Source organism: Planctomyces sp. SH-PL14 (assembly GCF_001610835.1).
Classification (GTDB): Bacteria; Planctomycetota; Planctomycetia; order Planctomycetales; family Planctomycetaceae; genus Planctomyces_A.
Genome location: NZ_CP011270.1, coordinates 5826663 through 5844931 on the forward strand (window position 1 = coordinate 5826663; position 18269 = coordinate 5844931).

Here is an 18269-nt window from a genome sequence, read left to right on the forward strand (position 1 = left end):
CGCTTCAGGCACCGCACCGGTCCAGGGTGGTCCCAGACGGAACCGTGCCGGCCAGTGCACGGTTGGAGCGGTGAGACGAAGTCGAGACAGCCTCTTCGCAATTGGTTAAAACCTGCTCACGCGGATTGCCGCCGCCGCGTCACGACATGTCCCAGCCACCGAAGGATCGCTCTGTGAATACGTCGTTCGCGTTCAACCCCCGATCCGCGACGGACAGCTCGAGCGGATGCCCGCAGGCCAGCCTGGGGCGGGTTTGCGGTTGGCAGTTCCTGTGCCTGCTGGTCCTGGCCGTCTTCTCCGCCTCGGCCCGGGCTGACACGTACGTCGTCCCGCCCGGGCCGGACGTGCAGTACGAGCTCCAGAACCGGCTCATCGAATCGACGCCGGGGGACGTCATTCAGCTCGAAGCGGGCCGGTATGAGTTTCGAGGCGAACTCAATCTGAACTGCGGGCATGTCACGCTGAAGGGCCGCGGTCCGGAGAAGACGATCCTCTCCTTCCGGGATCAGCAGGCGGGGAGCGACGGCATCCTGGCGACGGGCGACGGGATCGTGATGGAGGACCTCGCCGTTGAGAACACCGTCGGCAATGCGATCAAGGTCCTGGGGGCCAAAGGGATCACGTTTCGCCGCGTCCGGACCGAATGGACCGATGGGCCGAAGTCCACGAACGGGGCCTATGGCCTGTACCCGGTTCAGTGCTCCGATGTGCTGATCGACAGCTGCATCGCCATCGGGGCGGCGGATGCCGGGATCTATGTCGGGCAGTGCGACCGCGTGGTTGTCCGCGGCTGCCGGACCGAGCGGAACGTGATCGGCATCGAGATCGAGAACACGCACCATGCGGATGTGTTCGACAATCTCTCGACGGACAATGCCGGCGGGGTGCTTGTGGTCGATCTGCCGGGGCTGCCGGTCGTCAACGGGGAGTTCACGCGGGTCTTTCAGAACAAGATCGTGCGGAACAACCTGAAGAACTTTGCCCCCCAGGGGAACACCGCGGCGGACGTGCCCGACGGGACGGGGGTCATGGTCCTGGCTGCCAACAACGTGGAGGTGTTCTCGAACGAGATCGTCGATCACGGGACCGCGAATGTTCTGATCGTCAGTTACCTCGTGGCGGGGCGGCCGCTGCCGAAAACGAAGTATGACCCGTATCCGGAAGGGATCGCGATCTTCGACAACACGATTTCCGGGGGAGGCCGGCGGCCGGCGGGGAAGCTGGGGGCCCTGGTCACGCCGTTTGTCGGCGGGCGGTTCGCCGACATCGTGATGGACGGAGCCCAGGACGAGGCCAAGTTCGTCGACGGCAAGCTGCCCGAGCAGTTGGGGATTCGCATCGCGGGGAACGATGGAGCGACGTTTGTGAACTTCAACCTCGCCCGTCTGAGTCCCGCCGCCGTGCTGAGCGGGCAGTACCGCGTCGATCGTGAACTGGGCGCGTACGCCGGACGGTTACCGAAGCTGGCAGCGGTCACCCTGCAGCCGCCCCCGCCGGTGATGGGGGAGAATGCGGCAGTCGCGGTCTATCGTGCGGCGCCGCGGCGACTCTCCGAGTGGGGGTTGTTCGGCGGACGGATGGCGGAGCAGCGGCCGGTGGCGGGGGTGATTCCTTATGAGCTCAACACGACGCTGTTCTCTGACGAGACGTCGAAGCACCGCTTCTTCCGGTTGCCGGCGGGGACGCAGGTCCGGTACCGGCCCGAGGGGGCGTTGGAGTTTCCGGAAGGGACAGTGATCTCGAAGACCTTCGCGATGCCGCGGGCGACCGGTGTGGCGGAGGGGGCGGAGCGGATGCTCGAGACGCGGATCCAGATTCGGAAGGAGTCCGGCTGGTACGGGTTCAGTTACCAGTGGGATGACGAGCAGACGGATGCGACGCTGGTGCTGGGGGGCGGTGTGCAGGATCTGGAGTGGCGGGGGCATGGTGCCGAGGTTCATTCCAACCGATATGAGATTCCGAACGCCAACCAGTGCCTGAGCTGTCATGGCGAGAACGGGCGGTTTGTTCCGCTGGGACCGACGGCGGGGAATCTGAACCGGGAGGTGGAGACGCCGAAGGGGGCTGTCAATCAGTTGGCGTCTTGGCAGGCGATGGGAGTCCTGGCAGAGCTGCCGGGGCTGGCGGGGGTGCCGAAGTTGCCGAGGTCGGAGGATCCGCAGTCGGGGACGGTGACGGATCGCGCGCGGGCGTGGCTGGATGTGAACTGCGCGCATTGTCATCGGCCGGAGGGTTCGGCGCGGACGACGGGGCTGGACCTGCGGATGTTGCAGGGGGATGCGGCGCGGTATGGGGTGTTGAAGGCGCCTGTGGCGGCGGGGCGGGGGACGGGGGGGAGGAAGTACGACATTGTTCCGGGCGAGCCGGACGAGTCGATTCTGGTGTATCGGCTGGAGTCGACGGAGCCGGGTGTGCGGATGCCGAATCTGTCGCGGAATCTGGTGCCGACGCACGGGGTGGAGCTGGTGCGGGAATGGATCCGTTTGATGCCAAAGACAGAGAAGAAGTGAATCTCTTTCACCGGGTCCAGGGGCACCCTGGTCAGGGAGTGCAGAGGGGCAACGCCCCTTTGCCCGCCGGAGGCCTGGCCGTCGAGAGATGTCTGAAGGAGTGAGTGTCCAAACGCGGACACCGTGCCGGATGCCCCCTCATCAACCCGCGAGGATTGCAAAAGCCAGCGGTGTGATGTGAGGGAGTCCTCAACGCTGGTACCACAAAGCGGCCGCCCATTTTGTCCCACGGTTCCTCACAGGAATGCCTCCGGCGGCAAGGGGTGACCCCCTTGACCCCGGCTGCCGTGGCACGTTGGGTTTGAGCTATGGGAGTCTTGCCGGCGAGGACGCTGTCGAAATGATCATCAGCTGCCGCGCGTGATCGCCGCGCCGCGGAAACGCTCTCCACAGTAGAGACACGCATTCCGCCTCGCGTTGGACTTCCGGCCGCACTGCGGACAGGCGAGCGGCTGGCGCGTGATCTTCCCGTCGGCGACGCCGTCGCGGAGATCGATCTCCTCCAGCTTGGCGACAAACTCCTCCTCCGAGACGCCCAACTGATCGCGAAGAGTCTCGCACAACGCCTGGCAGGTGATCGTGAGCGTGTCGACCTGCTGGCGGAGCTGGTCCACTTCGTGCCGGGTCTGCTCGGAGTGGCTGCGGGCGTTCATCGCTTCCGCGCTCGCCTCGGCAATGCGGAACCGGTCGAAGAGATTGAAGAACCGCGTCATGTCGGTGTCTCGCCGTCGGGACGTTCAGGGGATAGGGCCCTGAACGCAGCCGCGGCGTCGGCGGATCACGGAATCCCGCGGCGGTTCGGGCTGAACGCCATCTATTCGTGCGGCAGTGGCTCCGAATGATGCTCATGCACAATGACCCATTGCCCGTCGCGCTTCTCAAAGCCGATCGTCAGCCGGAGCGTAAACTCGACGCGCTGGCCGTGCTCCGTCCCGGCGCAGTCGATGAGGCCCGTGGCGAAGGCGACATCGGCACCCGGCGTGATCGCGATGTCGCGGAGTTCAAATCGCCCGTCGGAGCCGGCCCATGGAAAAAACTGTTCGGTCCACGAGGTGCGATAGGCGTCGATCCCCTGCGAACGCAGCGGGCCGACGACGTCGTACATGAGAAGGTCGGGGGCGTGACAGGCGACGACCCGGTCGATGTCCTTCGCCCGCACGGCGGCGGCCCAGTCTCGAATGACGGCGTTGAGCGCGGCGATGTCGTCGAAGCGGGACATGGAGTTCCTGGGTGGGCAGCGACCGATGAACTTGATCGTGTCAGCGGTTGAGAGGTGAAGGCTCGGACGGGGCCGGTCGAGGCGATACGAGGCGGCACGCGATCAGGTACAGGACACAGAGGGTCGTGTATCCGAAGAGGACGATGAGCACGACAGCCGAAAAGAGTCCCCCGTTCATGGATTCGTAGGCGAGACGGATCTGAGGATCCGCAAGACCCTTGATGTGTTCCCACAGGAAACGGACGTTGGCGAAGAGCCATGCCGCCCGCAGAACCACGTGGACATTTCTGTTCCGCAGTGACAACTCGTCGAGAACGGTGGCCGAGTCTCTCCGTTCGTCCGGACGCCGAAGGCACACAAACAGTCCCGGCGCCAGGATCACGAGGACGGCCAAAATCGTCGACCAGCTAGCCATGTGGTTCCTCGCGGGGTGATTTGAGCTCGCAATCGATCGTCAGGTCGCTCGGCCGGACTCGGCGGCTAGACGCAGGCGCGGATAACGCCTCCGTCGACGCGGAGGGCGGCGCCGTTCGTCGCCGAGGCGAGTGGACTGCAGACGTAGGTGACGAGACTGGCGACTTCGTCCGTGGTGGCGAAACGCTTGAGGAGCGAGCTGGGGCGGATCGTCTCGAAGAACTCCTTCTCGAACTGTTCGAACGGCTTGCCGCCGCTGAGCTGGGAGACGAACTCGTCGACGCCGGCGGACTTCGTGGGGCCGGGGAGGACGGAGTTCACCGTGACGCCGGTCCCGGCGCAGGATTCCGCGAGGCCGCGGGCGACGGCGATCTGGGCCGTCTTGGTCATGCCGTAGTGGATCATCTCGACGGGGATCTGGACGCCGCTTTCGCTGCTGATGAAGACGATCCGGCCCCAGTCGCGGGACTTCATCCCCGGCAGGTAGAGACGGCTGAGGCGGACGCCGCTGAGGACGTTGACGTCAAAGAACCGTCGCCAGTCTTCGTCCGGGATCTCTTCGAACGGCTTCGGTTCGAAGATCCCGAGGTTGTTGATGAGGATGTCGAGGGCGGGGTACTTCTTCTGGAGGGCCTCGGCGGATTCGGCGGTGGAGAGGTCCCCGGGAAAACCTTCGCAGCGGGCGGTGGGGAGCTCGGCCCGGACTTCGGCGAGGGCCGCTTCGACCGACTTCTCCGTGCGGCCGTTCAGGATGACGCGGGCTCCCTCCCGGGCGAGCGAGCGGGCGATGGCGAGCCCGATCCCCTTCGTGGAGCCGGTGACGAGGGCGGTCTTGTCGGTGAGTTTGAGATCCATGATGGCGCGGGTTCGCGGAGGGTGGGGCGGAGTGTGGGGGCGGCGCGGGGGGGACAGGGAAAGGATATGCGGGGGTGTAAGCGGGCGGAAAGCGCGCGGTGGGAAGTGCAGATGTCCGAGCGCGAGGCGATTGAGCGGTGCGCGGTGCGGCCTCCAGCGCTCCCCAGAGCCGGGGCCGCGGTTCAGCCGCACCCATGATGTTGCGCTTCATCAGCGTTCGGATTTTTGAAACACAGAGGCACAGAGAGCACGGAGAGGAAGGACACAGAGGCAGGATGAGGGGCTATGGGAATCGCCTCTCTGCTTTGATCTGTGTCCATCCGTGTTCATCTGTGGCTTCTACCTTGTCCCGAAAACCATGCGAACATCGGCTCTCTTGCCATCCCTCTCCGCGTCCTCTGTGCCTCTGTGTTTCAAACCTCTTCTCCTCAGGAGCCCACAGAAAGCGAGGAGGTGCGGGCGCCGGTTGGGGCACGCTGGCTGACAACTGACGACTGAAAACTTCTTCCTACCCGTAATAGTTCCCGTGGAAGCCGAACGGGATCGCGTGCGGAGCTTCGGCTCGGGCGAGTTCCGTGAACGTGGCGGCGTCCAGAACTAAGAGGAACGAGGTTTCCTTCTTTGTGTCGAGGACCACCGAGAGGACGACGCCTTCGTCTTCTCCGCTTCCCTCGGGGGCGGCGACGAAGACCGGTTCGCCGGGGTACTGGCCCTCTTGGTGCCAAGTTTTGAATTCGTTCTGGTCGAGGTCGAGCTTCACGAGGCTGTCGAGGAAGTCGCCGGACGGTTCCTGAGCGGCGCCGTAGACGTAGCGGTACCGCTGGCCGGCGCGGCGGGCGTAGTCGAAACGGGGGAGCTCGATCGAAACCGGCGAGAGGGTTTCGCTCGTCGCCTTTCCGGTGGGATCGATACGGAAGCGGGTGAGGCGGCCGGAGGCGGTGACCGGGGACGTGGAGCGGAGGCGGTCGAGGTAGAGCTGGTCGATGACCGTGGCGTCGGGGTGGACGATGATGTCGAGCAGGACATCGTCCCCCTCTTCGAAGGCGTTGGCGTGGTGGAAGGCGAAGAAGGAAGGGGTCTCCGCGGTGCGGACAACTCGGCCCGTCTCCTTCTCCACGACGTGGAAGCGGACGCCGCGGTCGGGGCGCCAGCGGTAGTTGCGGATGAACGGCTGGCCTCGGAAGAGGAGGCGGAACGGGTTCACGAGAAACGGGGACTCGGCCAGGATGAGGTACCGCTCCGTCATGCCGAAGGAGTGCATGTAGGCAGGGCGGTCGGTGGGAAGGGAGGCGATGACGGTCTGCCGGCCGGACTCGTCGATGGAGAAGAGGTGGTACTGGCTGCGCCAGCCGAACTCGAGGGAGTAGGCGTAGCCGCAGCGGCGCGCGCGGTCGTAGTGAGGGTGGGCGGTCGCGACGGGGCCTTTGATGTGCGGGGCGTACTCGCGGACGCCGAGCGTTTCGAGCGTCGCGGGGTCGAACTGGACGGGGAGGCGGGTTTCGGTGAGGGCGACCATCTCCTGGTCCTGGCGGGAGACGTTGACGCAGCCGTTGTCCGTGAGCACCGGGAAGAACCAGGAGGCGACGCGCTGGAAGAGGGTGCGGCAGGGGTCGGTGGCGAACTCGCTGCGGCTGATGGTCCCTTTGGCCATCGCTTCGCGGTAGGCCTGGCTCTGGAGGTAGCGGTTGGCGTAGCGGACCTGGCCGGAGGCGAACTCGAAGCGGTGGAGCATGGCGAGGCCGTCGAACCAGTGGTTGTACGGGGTGTCGCCGACTTCGAAGCGGGCAGGGCCGGTTCTGAGGAGAGAGCCTTGGAGCCAGGGGGGGAGCGTGCCGTGGATGGGAAGGTTGGTGCTTGCGACCTCGGTGTTCAGGGTGGTGAAGCCGAGGTGGTAGGGCGATTGGCTCATGGTGTGGCGTGTGTCCCCTCGCGGCATGGGTGCACGCACCAGTATGCAGATTGTATTCCCGTTCCGCCGCGTCGCTGACCCTTCGGCGATGGTCGAACGCTTGGCTTGGCGGACGGGGGTTGATCCCTTCGGAGTTTTGAAACACAGAGGCACGGTGAGCGCAGAGGAGGGAGAGAGTGGGAGCCACAGATGAACACAGATCAACACAGAACGGCGGTCCCCTGCATTGATCTGTGTCTATCTGTGTTCATCTGTGGCTCAATTCTTCCCCTTCTCCATCTGCGTTGAGGCGACGACGCGCGTTAACCGCCGTATCGTTGTGCGGTCCGATGGGGGTCCTTTCGTTCTTCAGCAGGCTGATCAATGAACGCCTCGTCGCTTCGTTCCGCGTCTCAGGTTGCCGAGGCGCCGCCATCCCTCGACGGCCGGCTGGCGGCGCGGACGCGGCCGGTGGGGCGGCCGGCGATGTATCAGACGTGGCAGAAGCTCCTGTTCCTGCACTGGCGGTTTGATCCCGAGATCGTGCAGCGGACACTGCCGGCGGGGCTGACGGTCGACACCTGGGACGGAGCGGCCTGGATGGGGGTCGTGCCGTTCTTCATGCGGAACATCCGGCCGTGGTGGTTCCGGACGGTCCCCGGCGTGTCGAACTTTCTGGAGATCAACCTGCGGACCTACGTGTATGACCGCCACGGGACGCCGGGGGTATGGTTCTACTCGCTCGATGCGAACCAGGGACTGGCGGTACGGTGGGGCCGGGGGCTGTTCCGGCTGCCGTACTTCGCGAGCCGGATGTCGGCGGCGGTGAATGTCGAGGGGGAGGTGGACTACCGTGCGCACCGGATCGGGACGGAGCCGGGACGGGCAAGTCATTTTCGTTATGCCGCAGCGAGTCCGTTCCGGCAGGCCGCGCCGGGGTCGTTCGAGTTCTTCCTGGTCGAGCGGTACATCCTGTTCGCGCGGGGCCGCGGCGATCGGCTGTATTCCGGGCAGGTGCATCATCCGCCGTATGAGATCGCGGAGGCCCGGGTGTCCGCGTCCGATGACCGGTTGTTCTCGCTCAGCCCCGAAGGGTTTGCGGCACCGGGGCGACCGTTTGAGCACGCGCTGTATGCGCCGGGAGTCGATGTGGAAGTCTTCCCGCTGCGGCCCGTGACCTGAATAGGATCGCGCCGCAGGCAAGGGGGTATCGGCTGGCGACAACAGGAGGGGGCCGATCTACCCCAAAGGGGTTTCGTCATACAGCCCAGGGTTGCCCGCAACGCGGGCTACCCTGGGTTCCGAGCGTCGACGTACACCAACCCCATCGGGGTTGCGCCAAAACAGCGACGGTCTGGCGGAACCCCGTTGGGGGCAGTTTTTCTCGTATCGTCACGCTTGGTTGCCGCGCTTCCCCTTTGCGCTGGTCCGGTTTCGGACGGACGCTACTTCGTCAGCGTCATCAGGGTTCGCTTCAGATCCGCCTTATTGGCGCGAACGTAGACCGCCATCTGCCGCTTGACCTCTTCCAGCGCGTCAAAGAATCGATGATCGACCGCGTCGCGAGTCGCTTCGGGGAGAGACTCATAGATCCGAAGACGCTCGTCCACATCCAGGGGGAGCTGGCCGTTCGGGAACAACGCGAATGCCTCCTGAAATGCCGCGGCCGCGTTGGGGGCAACAATCCGCTCGTAGGCGGCAGCCGTAATCCGATAGCCGGGATCGCCGTTGAAGTTCCCTTCGAAGAGGTACTTGAATCCGCCGTTCTCGATCAGGCCGGCGGAGTGCCAGACCAGCGTCACCGTCCGGGAGGGTTCGGGTTCGTTGGCCGCGTCGATCCGGTTGCCCCAGACGTCTGCGAGGGCGCAGAACACGCCGTCGCAGAGCTCGAACGAATCGGTCCTGTCCAGCAGCCGATCGATCCTCGCTTCGGTCCAGACCGGCTTGCGGTTCACGGGTTCGCATCCTGGGAGAAGGGCGACCAGCAGCCACAGGCACAGGGGGAAGAATGGCCGCATCGTCGCCCTCGATGGATCGACTCAGGGCGTGTGCTGGAGCGGCTGGCCGGCGAGCGGGGGACTGGAACGGTCGTTTCCGGTCAGCAGCCGGCGGAGCCAGCCCGAAGTCCTCCGCAACGTAACATAGAACGCGGGCGTCAGGAACAGGCCGAAGATCGTGACGCCGAGCATTCCGCTGAAGACCGTGGTCCCCAGCACCTGCCGCATCTCAAAGCCGGGGCCGACCGCGCGGGCCAGCGGGATCACTCCCAGGATGAAGGCGAACGAGGTCATCACGATCGGCCGCAGCCGCATCCGGCTCGCTTCGACCGCCGCCTCGAACGGCGTGTGCCCCTCGTCCTCCTGCTGCTTCGCGAACTCGACGATGAGGACCGCGTTCTTGGCCGCCAGACCGATCAGGACCACGAAGCTGATCTGCGTGATGAGGTTGTTATCCATCCCCCGGGCCCAGACGCCGCCGAGGGCGAACGGCAGGCAGATGGGGGCGATGAGGATGATCGCCAGCGGGAGCGACCAGCTCTCGTACTCCGCGGCGTGGACGAGGAACACAAACAGCACGCACAGCGGGAAGATGTAGAGCGCGGTGTTGCCGGCGAGCTGCTCCTGATAGGCGATGTCGGTCCAGGCGATCGTCATCCCCTTCGGCAGCACTTCGCGGGCGACCCGTTCGAGCGTCGCGATCGCCTGGCCGGAGCTGTAGCCGGGAGCGGTGTCCCCCTGGACCTCGGCCGAGGGGTACATATTGTAGCGGACCACGCGGTCGGGACCGGTGTCCCACCGCACGTCGACGACCGAGCCGAGCGGGATCATGTCCCCCCCGGCGGTACGGGTCTTGAGCTGCAGGATGTCGTCCGCCTTGTCGCGGAACGATTCCTCCGCCTGGGCCCGCACCTGGAAGGTCCGGCCGTAGAGGTTGAAGTCGTTGACGTAAGCGGAGCCAAGGTTGACCTGCAGGGCGTCGAAGATGTTGCCGAGCGGGACGTCGAGCATCTGGGCCTTCGTCCGGTCGACATCGGCGAAGAGCTGCGGCGTCGAGGCGCCGTAGATCGTGAACAGCCCCTGCAGCGCCGGCTCCTTCTGGGCGGCGGCGATCAGCTGCTGGGTCGCTTCCTGGAGGGCGCGGGGGCCGTGGCCGGTCCGGTCCTGGACGAGGAACTTGTAGCCGCCGGAGTTGCCGAGCCCCTGCACCGGCGGGGCCGGGATCACGAAGATGTTGGCGTCCGGGATCTCCATCAGGGCGGCCTGGATCTTCGGCAGTTCCTTGAGGATGTTCGGCTGGTCGGCGTGGCTCTTCCGCTCATGCGGGAGGAGCGGCCCGAAGAAGATCACGGCCGCGGCCGGATTGTTGGAGCGGGCCGCCCCCGAAAAGCCGACGAACTCGACCGTGTGGCCGACGACCGGGTTCCGGCGGATGATCTCGCTCGCCTGGCGGACGACTTCGTTGGTGCGGGCCAGCGAGGCGCCGTCGGGAAGCTGGATGACGGTGATGAGATAGCCCTTGTCCTGCCTCGGGATGAAGCCGCTCGGGACGGTGTCGAAGCCGTAGCCGGTGAGGGCGATCAGGGCGACGTAGAGCACCGCCGGGAGGGCCAGCCGGCGGAGGAGCCACCCGACGCTCGCCGCGTAGCCGAAGCTGACGGCGTCGAAGACCCGGTTGAAGCCGCGGAAGAACCAGCCGAAGAGCCGGTCCCACAGGCGGCCGATGATGTCCTTGGGAGCGCCGTGGGCTGGGAGCAGGATGGCGGCGAGGGCGGGACTGAGGGTCAGCGAGACGAAGGCCGAGAGGAGCGTCGAGACCGCGATCGTGAGGGCAAACTGCCGGTAGAACTGACCGCTGATTCCGCCGATGAACGCCGTCGGGACGAAGACCGCCGAGAGGCCGACCGCGATGGCGATGACGGCGCCGGTCACCTCGTCCATCGCCTTGTGGGCGGCATCGCGGGGGGAGAGGCCGGCGGCGATGTGCCGTTCGACGTTCTCGACCACCACGATCGCGTCGTCGACGACGATCCCGATCGCCAGGACGAGGCCGAACAGCGAGAGCATATTGAGCGAGAAGCCGAAGGCGGCCATCGCGGCGAACGTCCCGACGAGCGAGACCGGGATCGCGAGGAGCGGAATGAGCGTCGCCCGCCAGTTCTGGAGGAAGGCCAGGACCACGATGACGACGAGGATCGCCGCTTCGAACAGCGTGTGGACCACGGAGTCGATCGATTCGCGGACGAAGACGGTCGGGTTGTAGGCGATCCGGTACGTGAGTCCTTCGGGGAAGTCGCGGGCGAGGCGCTCCATCGTCCGCTGCAGCTCGGCGGCGGTGGCGAGGGCGTTCGAGCCGGGGAGCTGTGCGATCACGAGTCCGACGCCGACTTCGCCGTCGACGTAGCTGTTGATCGTGTAGTCGCGGGCCCCCAGCTCGATTTTAGCGACGTCGCGGACCCGGACGACGCGGCGGTCGTCGCCGGTGCGGACCACCATGTCGGCGAACTGCTCGGGATCGGTCAGGCGGCCGAGGGTCTTGACGGTGAGCTGGAACTCGCCGCGGGTCTGCTGCGGCGGCTGGCCGATGACTCCCGAGGCGACCTGGACGTTCTGAGACTGCATGGCCCGCACGACATCCGATGGCGTGAGGGAGAGGTGCGACAGCTTCTCCGGGTCGAGCCAGACCCGCATGCTGTACTCCCGCAGCCCCGGCGAGTTGATGCTCCCGACCCCTTCCACGCGGGAGAGGGCGTCGCGGACCTGGATCAGAGCGTAGTTGCTGAGATAGAGCTGGTCGTAGCGTTTGTCCGGCGAGACGAGGTGGATCACCATCAGGATGTCCGGCGAGGACTTGATGGTGGTCACGCCGAGGCGGCGGACCTCTTCCGGGAGCCGCGGCTCGGCGACGGCGACGCGGTTCTGGACGAGGACCTGGGCGTCGTCGAGGTTGGTCCCCAGCTTGAAGGTGACGGTCAGCTCCATCTGGCCGTCGGTCGTGCACTGCGACGACATGTAGAGCATGTTCTCGACGCCGTTGACTTCCTGCTCGATCGGAGTCGCGACGGTGTCGGCGATGACCTCGGGGGAAGCGCCCGGGTAAGTGGCCCGGACGACGACCGTCGGGGGGACGATGTCGGGGTACTGGGCGGCCGGGAGCGACCAGTAGGCGATGGCTCCGAAGAGCGTGATCACGACCGAGACGACCGTGGCGAAGATCGGCCGGTCGATGAAGAAGTGGGCGATTTTCACGGCAGCCTCTGGACGAGTGGGGGGAGAAGAGTGGTGTGGCATTCCTGAGCCACAGAGTGTGTTTTGAGTGGGAGGCGTGGTCGGTGAACGTGGGGCAGAAAGGTTTGTCCGAACGACGCTCTAGCCGGCACGACGTTGTTGGCTCAAACCCATCGTGCGACGGCCGCTGGGGTCAAGGGGGCGCCCCCTTGCCGCCGGAGGCGCTTCCATGAGGAACCGTGGGGCACAACGGATGTCCCCTTTGTGGTACCGGCGTTCAGCACTCGCCGCTCGCCTTGCAACGCCCGCGGGGTGATGAGGGGGGCATCCGGCACGTTGTCCGCGCTTGGACACGCGCTCCTTCAGAGAGATCGATCCAGGCCAGGCCTCCGGCGGGCAAGAGGGGCGTTGCCCCCCTTGCATCCCCCCACCAGGGTGACCCCTGGACCCGGTGGACTGGCCAGGCTGGTTCTGAAGACGTTCCGCTGATTGGCGTTCACGGCAGACGGTCTGTCTCGGTCCTGTGCAGGCCTTCGGCGATGTCGCTCATCTGTTGCAGGTCGACCGCCGTCGGGACCGGCCGAGCGCTTCGCCAGTCGATGTTCCGCGCTGGGTCTTCGCCGCGGCGGACGTAGGACTGGAGCCACTTCTCGCGAGGGAGCGGCGTGGCGTCGTCCGGGAGGCCGTCGTCGGCGGCGAGGGTCTCTTCGATCGTCGCTTCGACCTGGGCTCCCGGGGTGGCGCGCTGCATGCCGCGGATCACGACCGGCTCGTCGCCGGTGAGTCCTTCGCGGACGATTCGAAGGCCGCGGGCAGTGCGGCCGAGTTCGACCCGCTGGCGGCGGATCTTTCCGCTGGCGTCGACGACGAGGACGAACTTCTCCGACTGGTCGGTGGCGATGGCGGAGTCCGGGATGAGGGTCGCTTCGCGGCGGCCGCTGCCGGGGATGCGGACCTTGGCGAAGAGGCCCGGCGTGAGCGCGAGGTCCGGGTTCGGAAGGATGGCCCGGGTCCGCATGGTGGCGGTCTTGCGGTCGAGGCGGTTGTCGAGGAAGTCGAGGTGGCCGTGGTGCGGGAATCCGGTCCGCTCGTCGGCGAGGCGGACGAAGACCGGGAGCTTGGTGGCCCGCAGATCCGAGAGTTCGCCGGCCCGCGAGAGACGCTCGTACTTGAGATAGGACTGCTCGTCGGCGTCGAAGTCGCAGTAGATCGGGTCGAGGGAGACGATTGTGGTCAGGAGAGTCGACTGCTCCGAGCCGCCGCTGATGAGATTGCCATCGGTCACGATCCGGCGGCCGACGCGGCCGGTGACCGGGGCCCGGACTTCCGTGTATTCGAGGTTGAGGCGGGCGGCGGCGAGGCGGGACTCGGCGGCGCGGTGGTCCGCTTCGGCGGTGACGACGGCCGCTTTGGCGAGGAGGACCCGGGCGCGGCGGACGTCGACGTCGGCGGTCGCCTGTTTGAAGGTCGACTCGCGGATGTCGAGGCCCTCCTGGGTCTGGGCGTTGTTGGAGAGGAGCCGCTTCGTCCGTTCGAGCTGCTGGCCGGCGAGGACGAGCAGTGACTCCGCGGAGCGGACTTCCGCTTCGGACTGGACGAGTTGGGCTTTGGCTTCCTGGACGCGGGCGGAGGTGCCGGAGAGATCCGCTTCGGCCTGTTCGGCGGCGATCCGGAAGGGACGCTGGTCGAGGATGCAGAGGAGGTCGCCCGCCTGGACGAGCTGGCCTTCTTCGAAGTGGGTCGACTCGAGGTGTCCGCTGACGCGGGCCCGCACGTCGACCTGCTCGATCGGCTCGATGCGGCCGACGTACTCGTCCCATTCGACGATGGGCATCTTCAGGGGGTGGGTGGCGACGACTTTGGCCGGGGCCGGAGCGGGGGGAGCGGCCGGGCGGGCGCAGCCGGCGAGGGCGACGAGGAGCAGGACGGGCCAGCGACGCAGGGCGACGGGGTTCGGTCGCGGGAGGAGTCTGCGGGGGATCATGGTCGGGTCTCCTGAACAGGGGGCCGGCTGGCGGCCGATGTGGTGTATATACAACTCGTGGTGTGTCAGGTGGTCGGGATCGGGCTTGGAAACTGGGGACGTCAGTCGGTGTCGTCGAGGGAGAGAGTGGCGTCGACGACGCGGCAGAGTTCGGTGCTGAGAGCGGGGCCGAGGAGCTTCTGGACTTCGGCCTGGGCGATCTTCCAGGCGGGCTGGACGCGGCGGATGAGGGCCCGGCCTTCGGTGGTCAGTTCGAGGTTGCGGCGGCGGCCGCCTGCTTCGGTGGCGCGGATCCAGCCGTTTTCGATGAGTCGTTCGAGGTCGCGGCTGAGGGTCGACTTTTCGAGGCAGAGGCGGCCGCAGACTTCGGTGGCGGTCGTGGGTCCGTGGAGGCCGACGACGATGAGGATGCTGATCTGGCTGGAGCGGACGCCGTGGGGTCGGAACTGGCGGTCGAAGATGGAGTTGACGACGCGGCCGAGTTTGCGAATGCGCCCGGAGAGGCATTCGGCGGCCATGGCGGATTCGATTTTGTGTTCGGTGGTGGCGGCCATGTTGGTGTCCTGGTGGAGTGAATTGTATATGCAACTCGCCGCCTGTCAAGAGGGAGGTTGTCCGTTCACTCGGCCCGCGTTCTTGCCGGCACGGCTATGCTCGCTCAAACCCAACGTGCTACGGCAGCCGGGGTCAAGGGGGCAACCCCTTGCCGCCGGAGGCACTTCCATGAGGAACCGTGGGACACAACGGATGTCCCCTTTGTGGTACCAGCGTTGAGGACTCCCACAACCTATACCGCTCGCTTTGTACTCCCCGCGGGTTGGTGAGGGGGCATACGGCACGTCGTCCGCGTTTGGACACGATCTCCTTCAGACATCTCTCGACGGCCAGGCCTCCGGCGGGCATGAGGGCTTCGCCCCCCTGCACCCCCCACCAGGGTAGCCCCTGGACCCGGTCAGGCCATCGCGCTGGGAAGCCAACAGCACCAGCCCTCTACCTTCCGCCCTCCGCCTTAAGCCTTCCGCCCCCCCGCTCCACCACAAAATGCGGACCCCGCGGAACCACCACCGGAATCGGAATCCGAACCACCGGCCGACGCGGTGACTCCAACGGCTGACGGGCCGCCGTCAGCCCGAGCGCCGTCGGACGAAACCCCTCCCCGTTCTGCTCCACCAGACCAAACTCAGCCAGATGCTCCAGAATCAGCTCCTCGCTGATCGTCTGCGGATGCGGCACCTCCGCCGGGCCATGCGCAATCCGCCGCAGATACTCGAATTCGTCGCGCAGCAGGACGATTCCGTCCATGTGTCAAACTCCTCCAGCCCACATCAACCCTATCGTTGCCCCCGGTGTCGGGCAAGGACGGCAGCAGATGGAGAAATCGTCAGCGGCTGATGGAATGCGCGGCTCCGAAGACTGGGCGGATCGGCGATCATCAGAATGCGGAGTCAGATCGCTCGTCGGCAGGAACCCGAGGACGAATCGGCACCGCAGAATCCTTCGATCGCTCTCCGCATAAATGAGACACCGACCACGAGGAGCCATCGCGCCGACGCTTCCCGATCAGTCGATCTCGCCGTCCCTCAGACCGCCACGCGGATCGAACCGGACCGTGAGTTGATCGTGTTCATCTGTGTACGAGTTTGCCAGCACGCGATCGATCCGCCTCTCGGAGCGATGGACACGTCGACCACCCGGATTCCGGAATTTTTCAGAAATCGTCCGTGACATTCAGGCGACGGCGACGCCACTGAAGGGCAAGGGATGTCGCGGGACTCGCTGTTTGCGGGCAGCGATCGTCTCAGGCCGGAGGCGCGCTGTGCGGAAAGGCAATCGCAGATCGACATTCGGACGGTTCCTGCTGCGGCTCTCCACGGTCCTGCTGGGGGCGTTTCTGGGGGGTGTGGTCTGGGTTCTACTGGCAGGCGCGGCGGGGATGGTTTCCGTGGCGGCGAATCCGCGGGACCCCAGTGCCGGAGCCTGGGTGATCGTGCTGCATCTGGCGACGCCGCTGGGGTGTGTCCTGGGGGGAGCTCTCGCGGAGAAGATGGTTGCCCGTTCGGCAGCCGGCGACGCCGACCATCCCGGCCCCGGCCAATCCGAGGAGGATGTCCCGGCGTCGTGAGAGCGGGGGGCGGAGGGAGTCGTCGGGGGAGTTGAGGACGGGCCGACGTTGAAAGGAGAGGAGCGATGTGGAGTCGCGTGCGGGTGGATATCGCGTGGGGGGACCTGATCGGCGGGGTCGTTCGTGGACTGTTGGGGGGCGATCCGGTTGCGGCTCGGGAGGAACTGGAGAGAGGTTGGTCCGCGGGACAGGGGGATGCGCTGGCGGCGCTGTCGGTCCGGAGCGGGTTCGACCTGCTGCTGCAGGCGCTCCCCCTGAGCCCCGGGGATGAAGTCCTGATGAGCGCGGTCACGATCCCCGCCATGCCGGCGATTGCGGCCGCGCACGGGCTCGTCCCGGTGCCCGTGGATGTTGTGGGAAGCGACTTTCGAGTGGACCTGGCGGCGCTGCGGCGGGCGGTGAGACCGCGGTCGCGGGTGCTCGTCGTGGCGCATCTCTTTGGGGCACGGCCGCAGATGGGGGAGGTGTGCGCCGTGGCTCGCGAGCATGGACTGTTTGTCGTGGAAGATTGTGCCCAGGCGTGGTGCGGGACCGCTTGGCGGGGGACTCCGGAGGCGGATGCGAGCCTGTTCAGCTTCGGAACGATCAAGACCGCGACCGCCGCGGGCGGGGCGCTCTGTCGCGTTCGCGACGCGGAACTGCTGGCGCGGATGCGATCGATCCAATCACGGCAGCCTCTGCAGCCTCGGCGGGCGTTCCTACTGAAATTGCTGAAATGCGGGGCGCTGAAGGGGCTGTCGGCGCGGCCCGTGTATGGTCTCCTGGCCGCATGGGCGCGGCGGACGGGCCGGCGCATCGATGACGTTCTGGGCCCGCTGGCCCGCGGTTTTCCGGGGCCGGTCCGCCTGGAGCCGTTGCGGCGGAGACCGTGCGCGGGGCTGCTGCGGCTGATGGCGCGGCGGTTGGAGACGTACGATCCCCGGCGGATCGAGGCCCGCATCGAGACCGCGCGGCGGTACATCGACTGGCTGGGACTGGCGGAGACGCACCCGGAGCTTCTCACGACGCCGCACAGCTTCTGGCTGTTTCCGCTGGTGGACGATCGTCCCGAGGAGCGGACGGCGGAGTTCGCGAGACGCGGCATCGACGCGGCGCAGCGCGGGCGGCTGGAGGTGATTCCCGCACCGCCGGGGCGGTCGGAACTGAAGTGCCCGTCGGCGAAGGATCTGCTGCAGCGGACGGTTCTGCTCCCCTGCTACGGGGGTGTGCCGGTGCCGTCGCCCCGGTTGCGGCCGAAGGTGGTGGCCAGGGCGTAACATCGCGCGATCGTTGAACACCCTGCCCGCCGGAAGTGCTCCCTATGAGAAACGGTCCAAGCCGGAGGACTCGCGAGGACATCCAGGCCACGAACTCCTCGTCCGCCGCCGCCGCGGGATAGAATGCCCACCGGATGTCGAGCTCCGCGTCTTCAGGGCGATCCGAGGCCGGCCATGAACTCTCCACAAGGCGACGCCGCGACCCGTTCCGCGCCAGCAGTGACGCGATGCTTATCGCTCGCCATGCGACGTCATGACGATTCCTATCGTTATGCCCTCCCGTACCGCTTTGGCGAACGGTACGAGGTCAGCCAGGGATATCACGGCGCGAAGTCCCATACAGTGGAGAGCCGGTACTCCATCGACTTTGCGATGCCGGAACGAACGGTGATCTGCGCGGCGCGCGACGGGAAGGTTATCGAGGTCATCGATCACTACGATCGGGGAGGGTGGTACACGTCGCTGAAGTCCCAATGCAACTTTGTCGAGATCGCCCATGCGGATGGGACGGTCGCCGTCTATGCGCACCTCGTGTGTCAGGGGAGCCGGGTCGCCGAGGGGGACGTCGTTCATCGAGGCCAACCGATCGCGCTGTCGGGCAATACGGGATGGTCGGACAGGCCGCACCTGCATTTTCACGTGCTCGGCCCGGACGGCGTTCAATTGCCGACGGTCTTTTCCACGCGGGACGCGGCTCGAGAGACTTTGGTCGAGGGCGAGGTCTACGCCCATCCCGGCGACGAGTCCTGGCTGGAGTGGTGCTGGTGCCGTCTCTGCGGCCTCGTGGTGGGCTGAC

15 protein-coding genes are annotated in these 18269 nt (G+C 66.4%); 5 read left to right on the forward strand and 10 right to left on the reverse strand.

Annotation, left to right across the window (positions count from 1 at the left end; genetic code table 11):
• Nucleotides 1-173 precede the first annotated feature (173 nt).
• Nucleotides 174-2510: an SO2930 family diheme c-type cytochrome gene (locus VT03_RS22400; protein ID WP_197489048.1), complete on the forward strand. Its 2337-nt coding sequence runs from the start codon at nucleotides 174-176 to the stop codon at nucleotides 2508-2510.
• Between the two features lie 347 nt (nucleotides 2511-2857).
• Here the strand turns inward: VT03_RS22400 and VT03_RS22405 are convergent, their stop codons facing one another.
• From VT03_RS22405 to VT03_RS22425, 5 genes are all read right to left on the reverse strand, one after another.
• Nucleotides 2858-3223 (reverse strand): hypothetical protein, encoded by a 366-nt coding sequence (locus VT03_RS22405; RefSeq protein ID WP_075095065.1) that lies wholly within the window; start codon nucleotides 3221-3223, stop codon nucleotides 2858-2860.
• A 101-nt stretch (nucleotides 3224-3324) separates the two neighbouring features.
• Entirely contained in the window at nucleotides 3325-3729 is a 405-nt protein-coding gene (locus VT03_RS22410; protein WP_075095066.1) for a YybH family protein, read from the reverse strand.
• A 40-nt stretch (nucleotides 3730-3769) separates the two neighbouring features.
• Nucleotides 3770-4144: a hypothetical protein gene (locus VT03_RS22415; RefSeq protein ID WP_156514695.1), complete on the reverse strand. Its 375-nt coding sequence runs from the start codon at nucleotides 4142-4144 to the stop codon at nucleotides 3770-3772.
• 65 nt (nucleotides 4145-4209) lie between these two features.
• On the reverse strand, nucleotides 4210-4998 hold the full coding sequence (locus tag VT03_RS22420) for an SDR family NAD(P)-dependent oxidoreductase (protein WP_075095068.1): 789 nt from the start codon (nucleotides 4996-4998) through the stop codon (nucleotides 4210-4212).
• Between the two features lie 508 nt (nucleotides 4999-5506).
• A complete protein-coding gene (locus VT03_RS22425) occupies nucleotides 5507-6907 on the reverse strand; it encodes a carotenoid oxygenase family protein (RefSeq protein ID WP_082846436.1) in 1401 nt (466 codons plus the stop codon).
• 363 nt (nucleotides 6908-7270) lie between these two features.
• On the opposite strand from VT03_RS22425, the gene VT03_RS22430 reads away from it, so the two are divergent.
• Nucleotides 7271-8068: a YqjF family protein gene (locus VT03_RS22430; RefSeq protein ID WP_075095070.1), complete on the forward strand. Its 798-nt coding sequence runs from the start codon at nucleotides 7271-7273 to the stop codon at nucleotides 8066-8068.
• 263 nt (nucleotides 8069-8331) lie between these two features.
• Here the strand turns inward: VT03_RS22430 and VT03_RS22435 are convergent, their stop codons facing one another.
• From VT03_RS22435 to VT03_RS22455, 5 genes are all read right to left on the reverse strand, one after another.
• Entirely contained in the window at nucleotides 8332-8904 is a 573-nt protein-coding gene (locus tag VT03_RS22435) for a DUF4375 domain-containing protein (protein WP_075095071.1), read from the reverse strand.
• Between the two features lie 21 nt (nucleotides 8905-8925).
• On the reverse strand, nucleotides 8926-12132 hold the full coding sequence (locus tag VT03_RS22440; protein WP_075095072.1) for an efflux RND transporter permease subunit: 3207 nt from the start codon (nucleotides 12130-12132) through the stop codon (nucleotides 8926-8928).
• Nucleotides 12133-12607: 475 nt separating this feature from the next.
• Complete coding sequence (locus VT03_RS22445; RefSeq protein WP_082846437.1) at nucleotides 12608-14095, reverse strand: efflux RND transporter periplasmic adaptor subunit; 1488 nt, start codon at nucleotides 14093-14095, stop codon at nucleotides 12608-12610.
• 101 nt (nucleotides 14096-14196) lie between these two features.
• Nucleotides 14197-14649 (reverse strand): MarR family winged helix-turn-helix transcriptional regulator, encoded by a 453-nt coding sequence (locus VT03_RS22450; RefSeq protein ID WP_075095073.1) that lies wholly within the window; start codon nucleotides 14647-14649, stop codon nucleotides 14197-14199.
• 436 nt (nucleotides 14650-15085) lie between these two features.
• Nucleotides 15086-15397, reverse strand: coding sequence for a hypothetical protein (locus tag VT03_RS22455; RefSeq protein ID WP_075095074.1), 312 nt, complete (start codon nucleotides 15395-15397; stop codon nucleotides 15086-15088).
• A 514-nt stretch (nucleotides 15398-15911) separates the two neighbouring features.
• On the opposite strand from VT03_RS22455, the gene VT03_RS22465 reads away from it, so the two are divergent.
• The 3 genes from VT03_RS22465 to VT03_RS22475 all read left to right on the forward strand — a co-directional run bounded on the left by VT03_RS22465 (nucleotide 15912) and on the right by VT03_RS22475 (nucleotide 18268).
• The gene (locus VT03_RS22465) at nucleotides 15912-16217 is read left to right on the forward strand and encodes a hypothetical protein (RefSeq protein WP_075095076.1); all 306 of its coding nucleotides are present in this window, start codon (nucleotides 15912-15914) and stop codon (nucleotides 16215-16217) included.
• A gap of 65 nt (nucleotides 16218-16282) precedes the next feature.
• Complete coding sequence (locus tag VT03_RS22470; RefSeq protein WP_075095077.1) at nucleotides 16283-17473, forward strand: aminotransferase class I/II-fold pyridoxal phosphate-dependent enzyme; 1191 nt, start codon at nucleotides 16283-16285, stop codon at nucleotides 17471-17473.
• 174 nt (nucleotides 17474-17647) lie between these two features.
• Nucleotides 17648-18268 carry a M23 family metallopeptidase gene (locus VT03_RS22475; protein ID WP_197489049.1) on the forward strand — a complete coding sequence of 207 codons (621 nt, stop codon included), beginning with the start codon at nucleotides 17648-17650 and terminating at the stop codon, nucleotides 18266-18268.
• Nucleotide 18269 lies beyond the last annotated feature (1 nt).

Coding starts and splice junctions, on each gene's coding strand:
- VT03_RS22405 (WP_075095065.1), bottom strand. CDS start 3,223: ATGACGCGGTTCTTCAATCTCTTCGACCGGTTCCGCATTGCCGAGGCG.
- VT03_RS22410 (WP_075095066.1), bottom strand. CDS start 3,729: ATGTCCCGCTTCGACGACATCGCCGCGCTCAACGCCGTCATTCGAGAC.
- VT03_RS22415 (WP_156514695.1), bottom strand. CDS start 4,144: ATGGCTAGCTGGTCGACGATTTTGGCCGTCCTCGTGATCCTGGCGCCG.
- VT03_RS22420 (WP_075095068.1), bottom strand. CDS start 4,998: ATGGATCTCAAACTCACCGACAAGACCGCCCTCGTCACCGGCTCCACG.
- VT03_RS22425 (WP_082846436.1), bottom strand. CDS start 6,907: ATGAGCCAATCGCCCTACCACCTCGGCTTCACCACCCTGAACACCGAG.
- VT03_RS22430 (WP_075095070.1), top strand. CDS start 7,271: ATGAACGCCTCGTCGCTTCGTTCCGCGTCTCAGGTTGCCGAGGCGCCG.
- VT03_RS22435 (WP_075095071.1), bottom strand. CDS start 8,904: ATGCGGCCATTCTTCCCCCTGTGCCTGTGGCTGCTGGTCGCCCTTCTC.
- VT03_RS22445 (WP_082846437.1), bottom strand. CDS start 14,095: ATGATCCCCCGCAGACTCCTCCCGCGACCGAACCCCGTCGCCCTGCGT.
- VT03_RS22450 (WP_075095073.1), bottom strand. CDS start 14,649: ATGGCCGCCACCACCGAACACAAAATCGAATCCGCCATGGCCGCCGAA.
- VT03_RS22455 (WP_075095074.1), bottom strand. CDS start 15,397: ATGGACGGAATCGTCCTGCTGCGCGACGAATTCGAGTATCTGCGGCGG.
- VT03_RS22470 (WP_075095077.1), top strand. CDS start 16,283: ATGTGGAGTCGCGTGCGGGTGGATATCGCGTGGGGGGACCTGATCGGC.
- VT03_RS22475 (WP_197489049.1), top strand. CDS start 17,648: ATGAACTCTCCACAAGGCGACGCCGCGACCCGTTCCGCGCCAGCAGTG.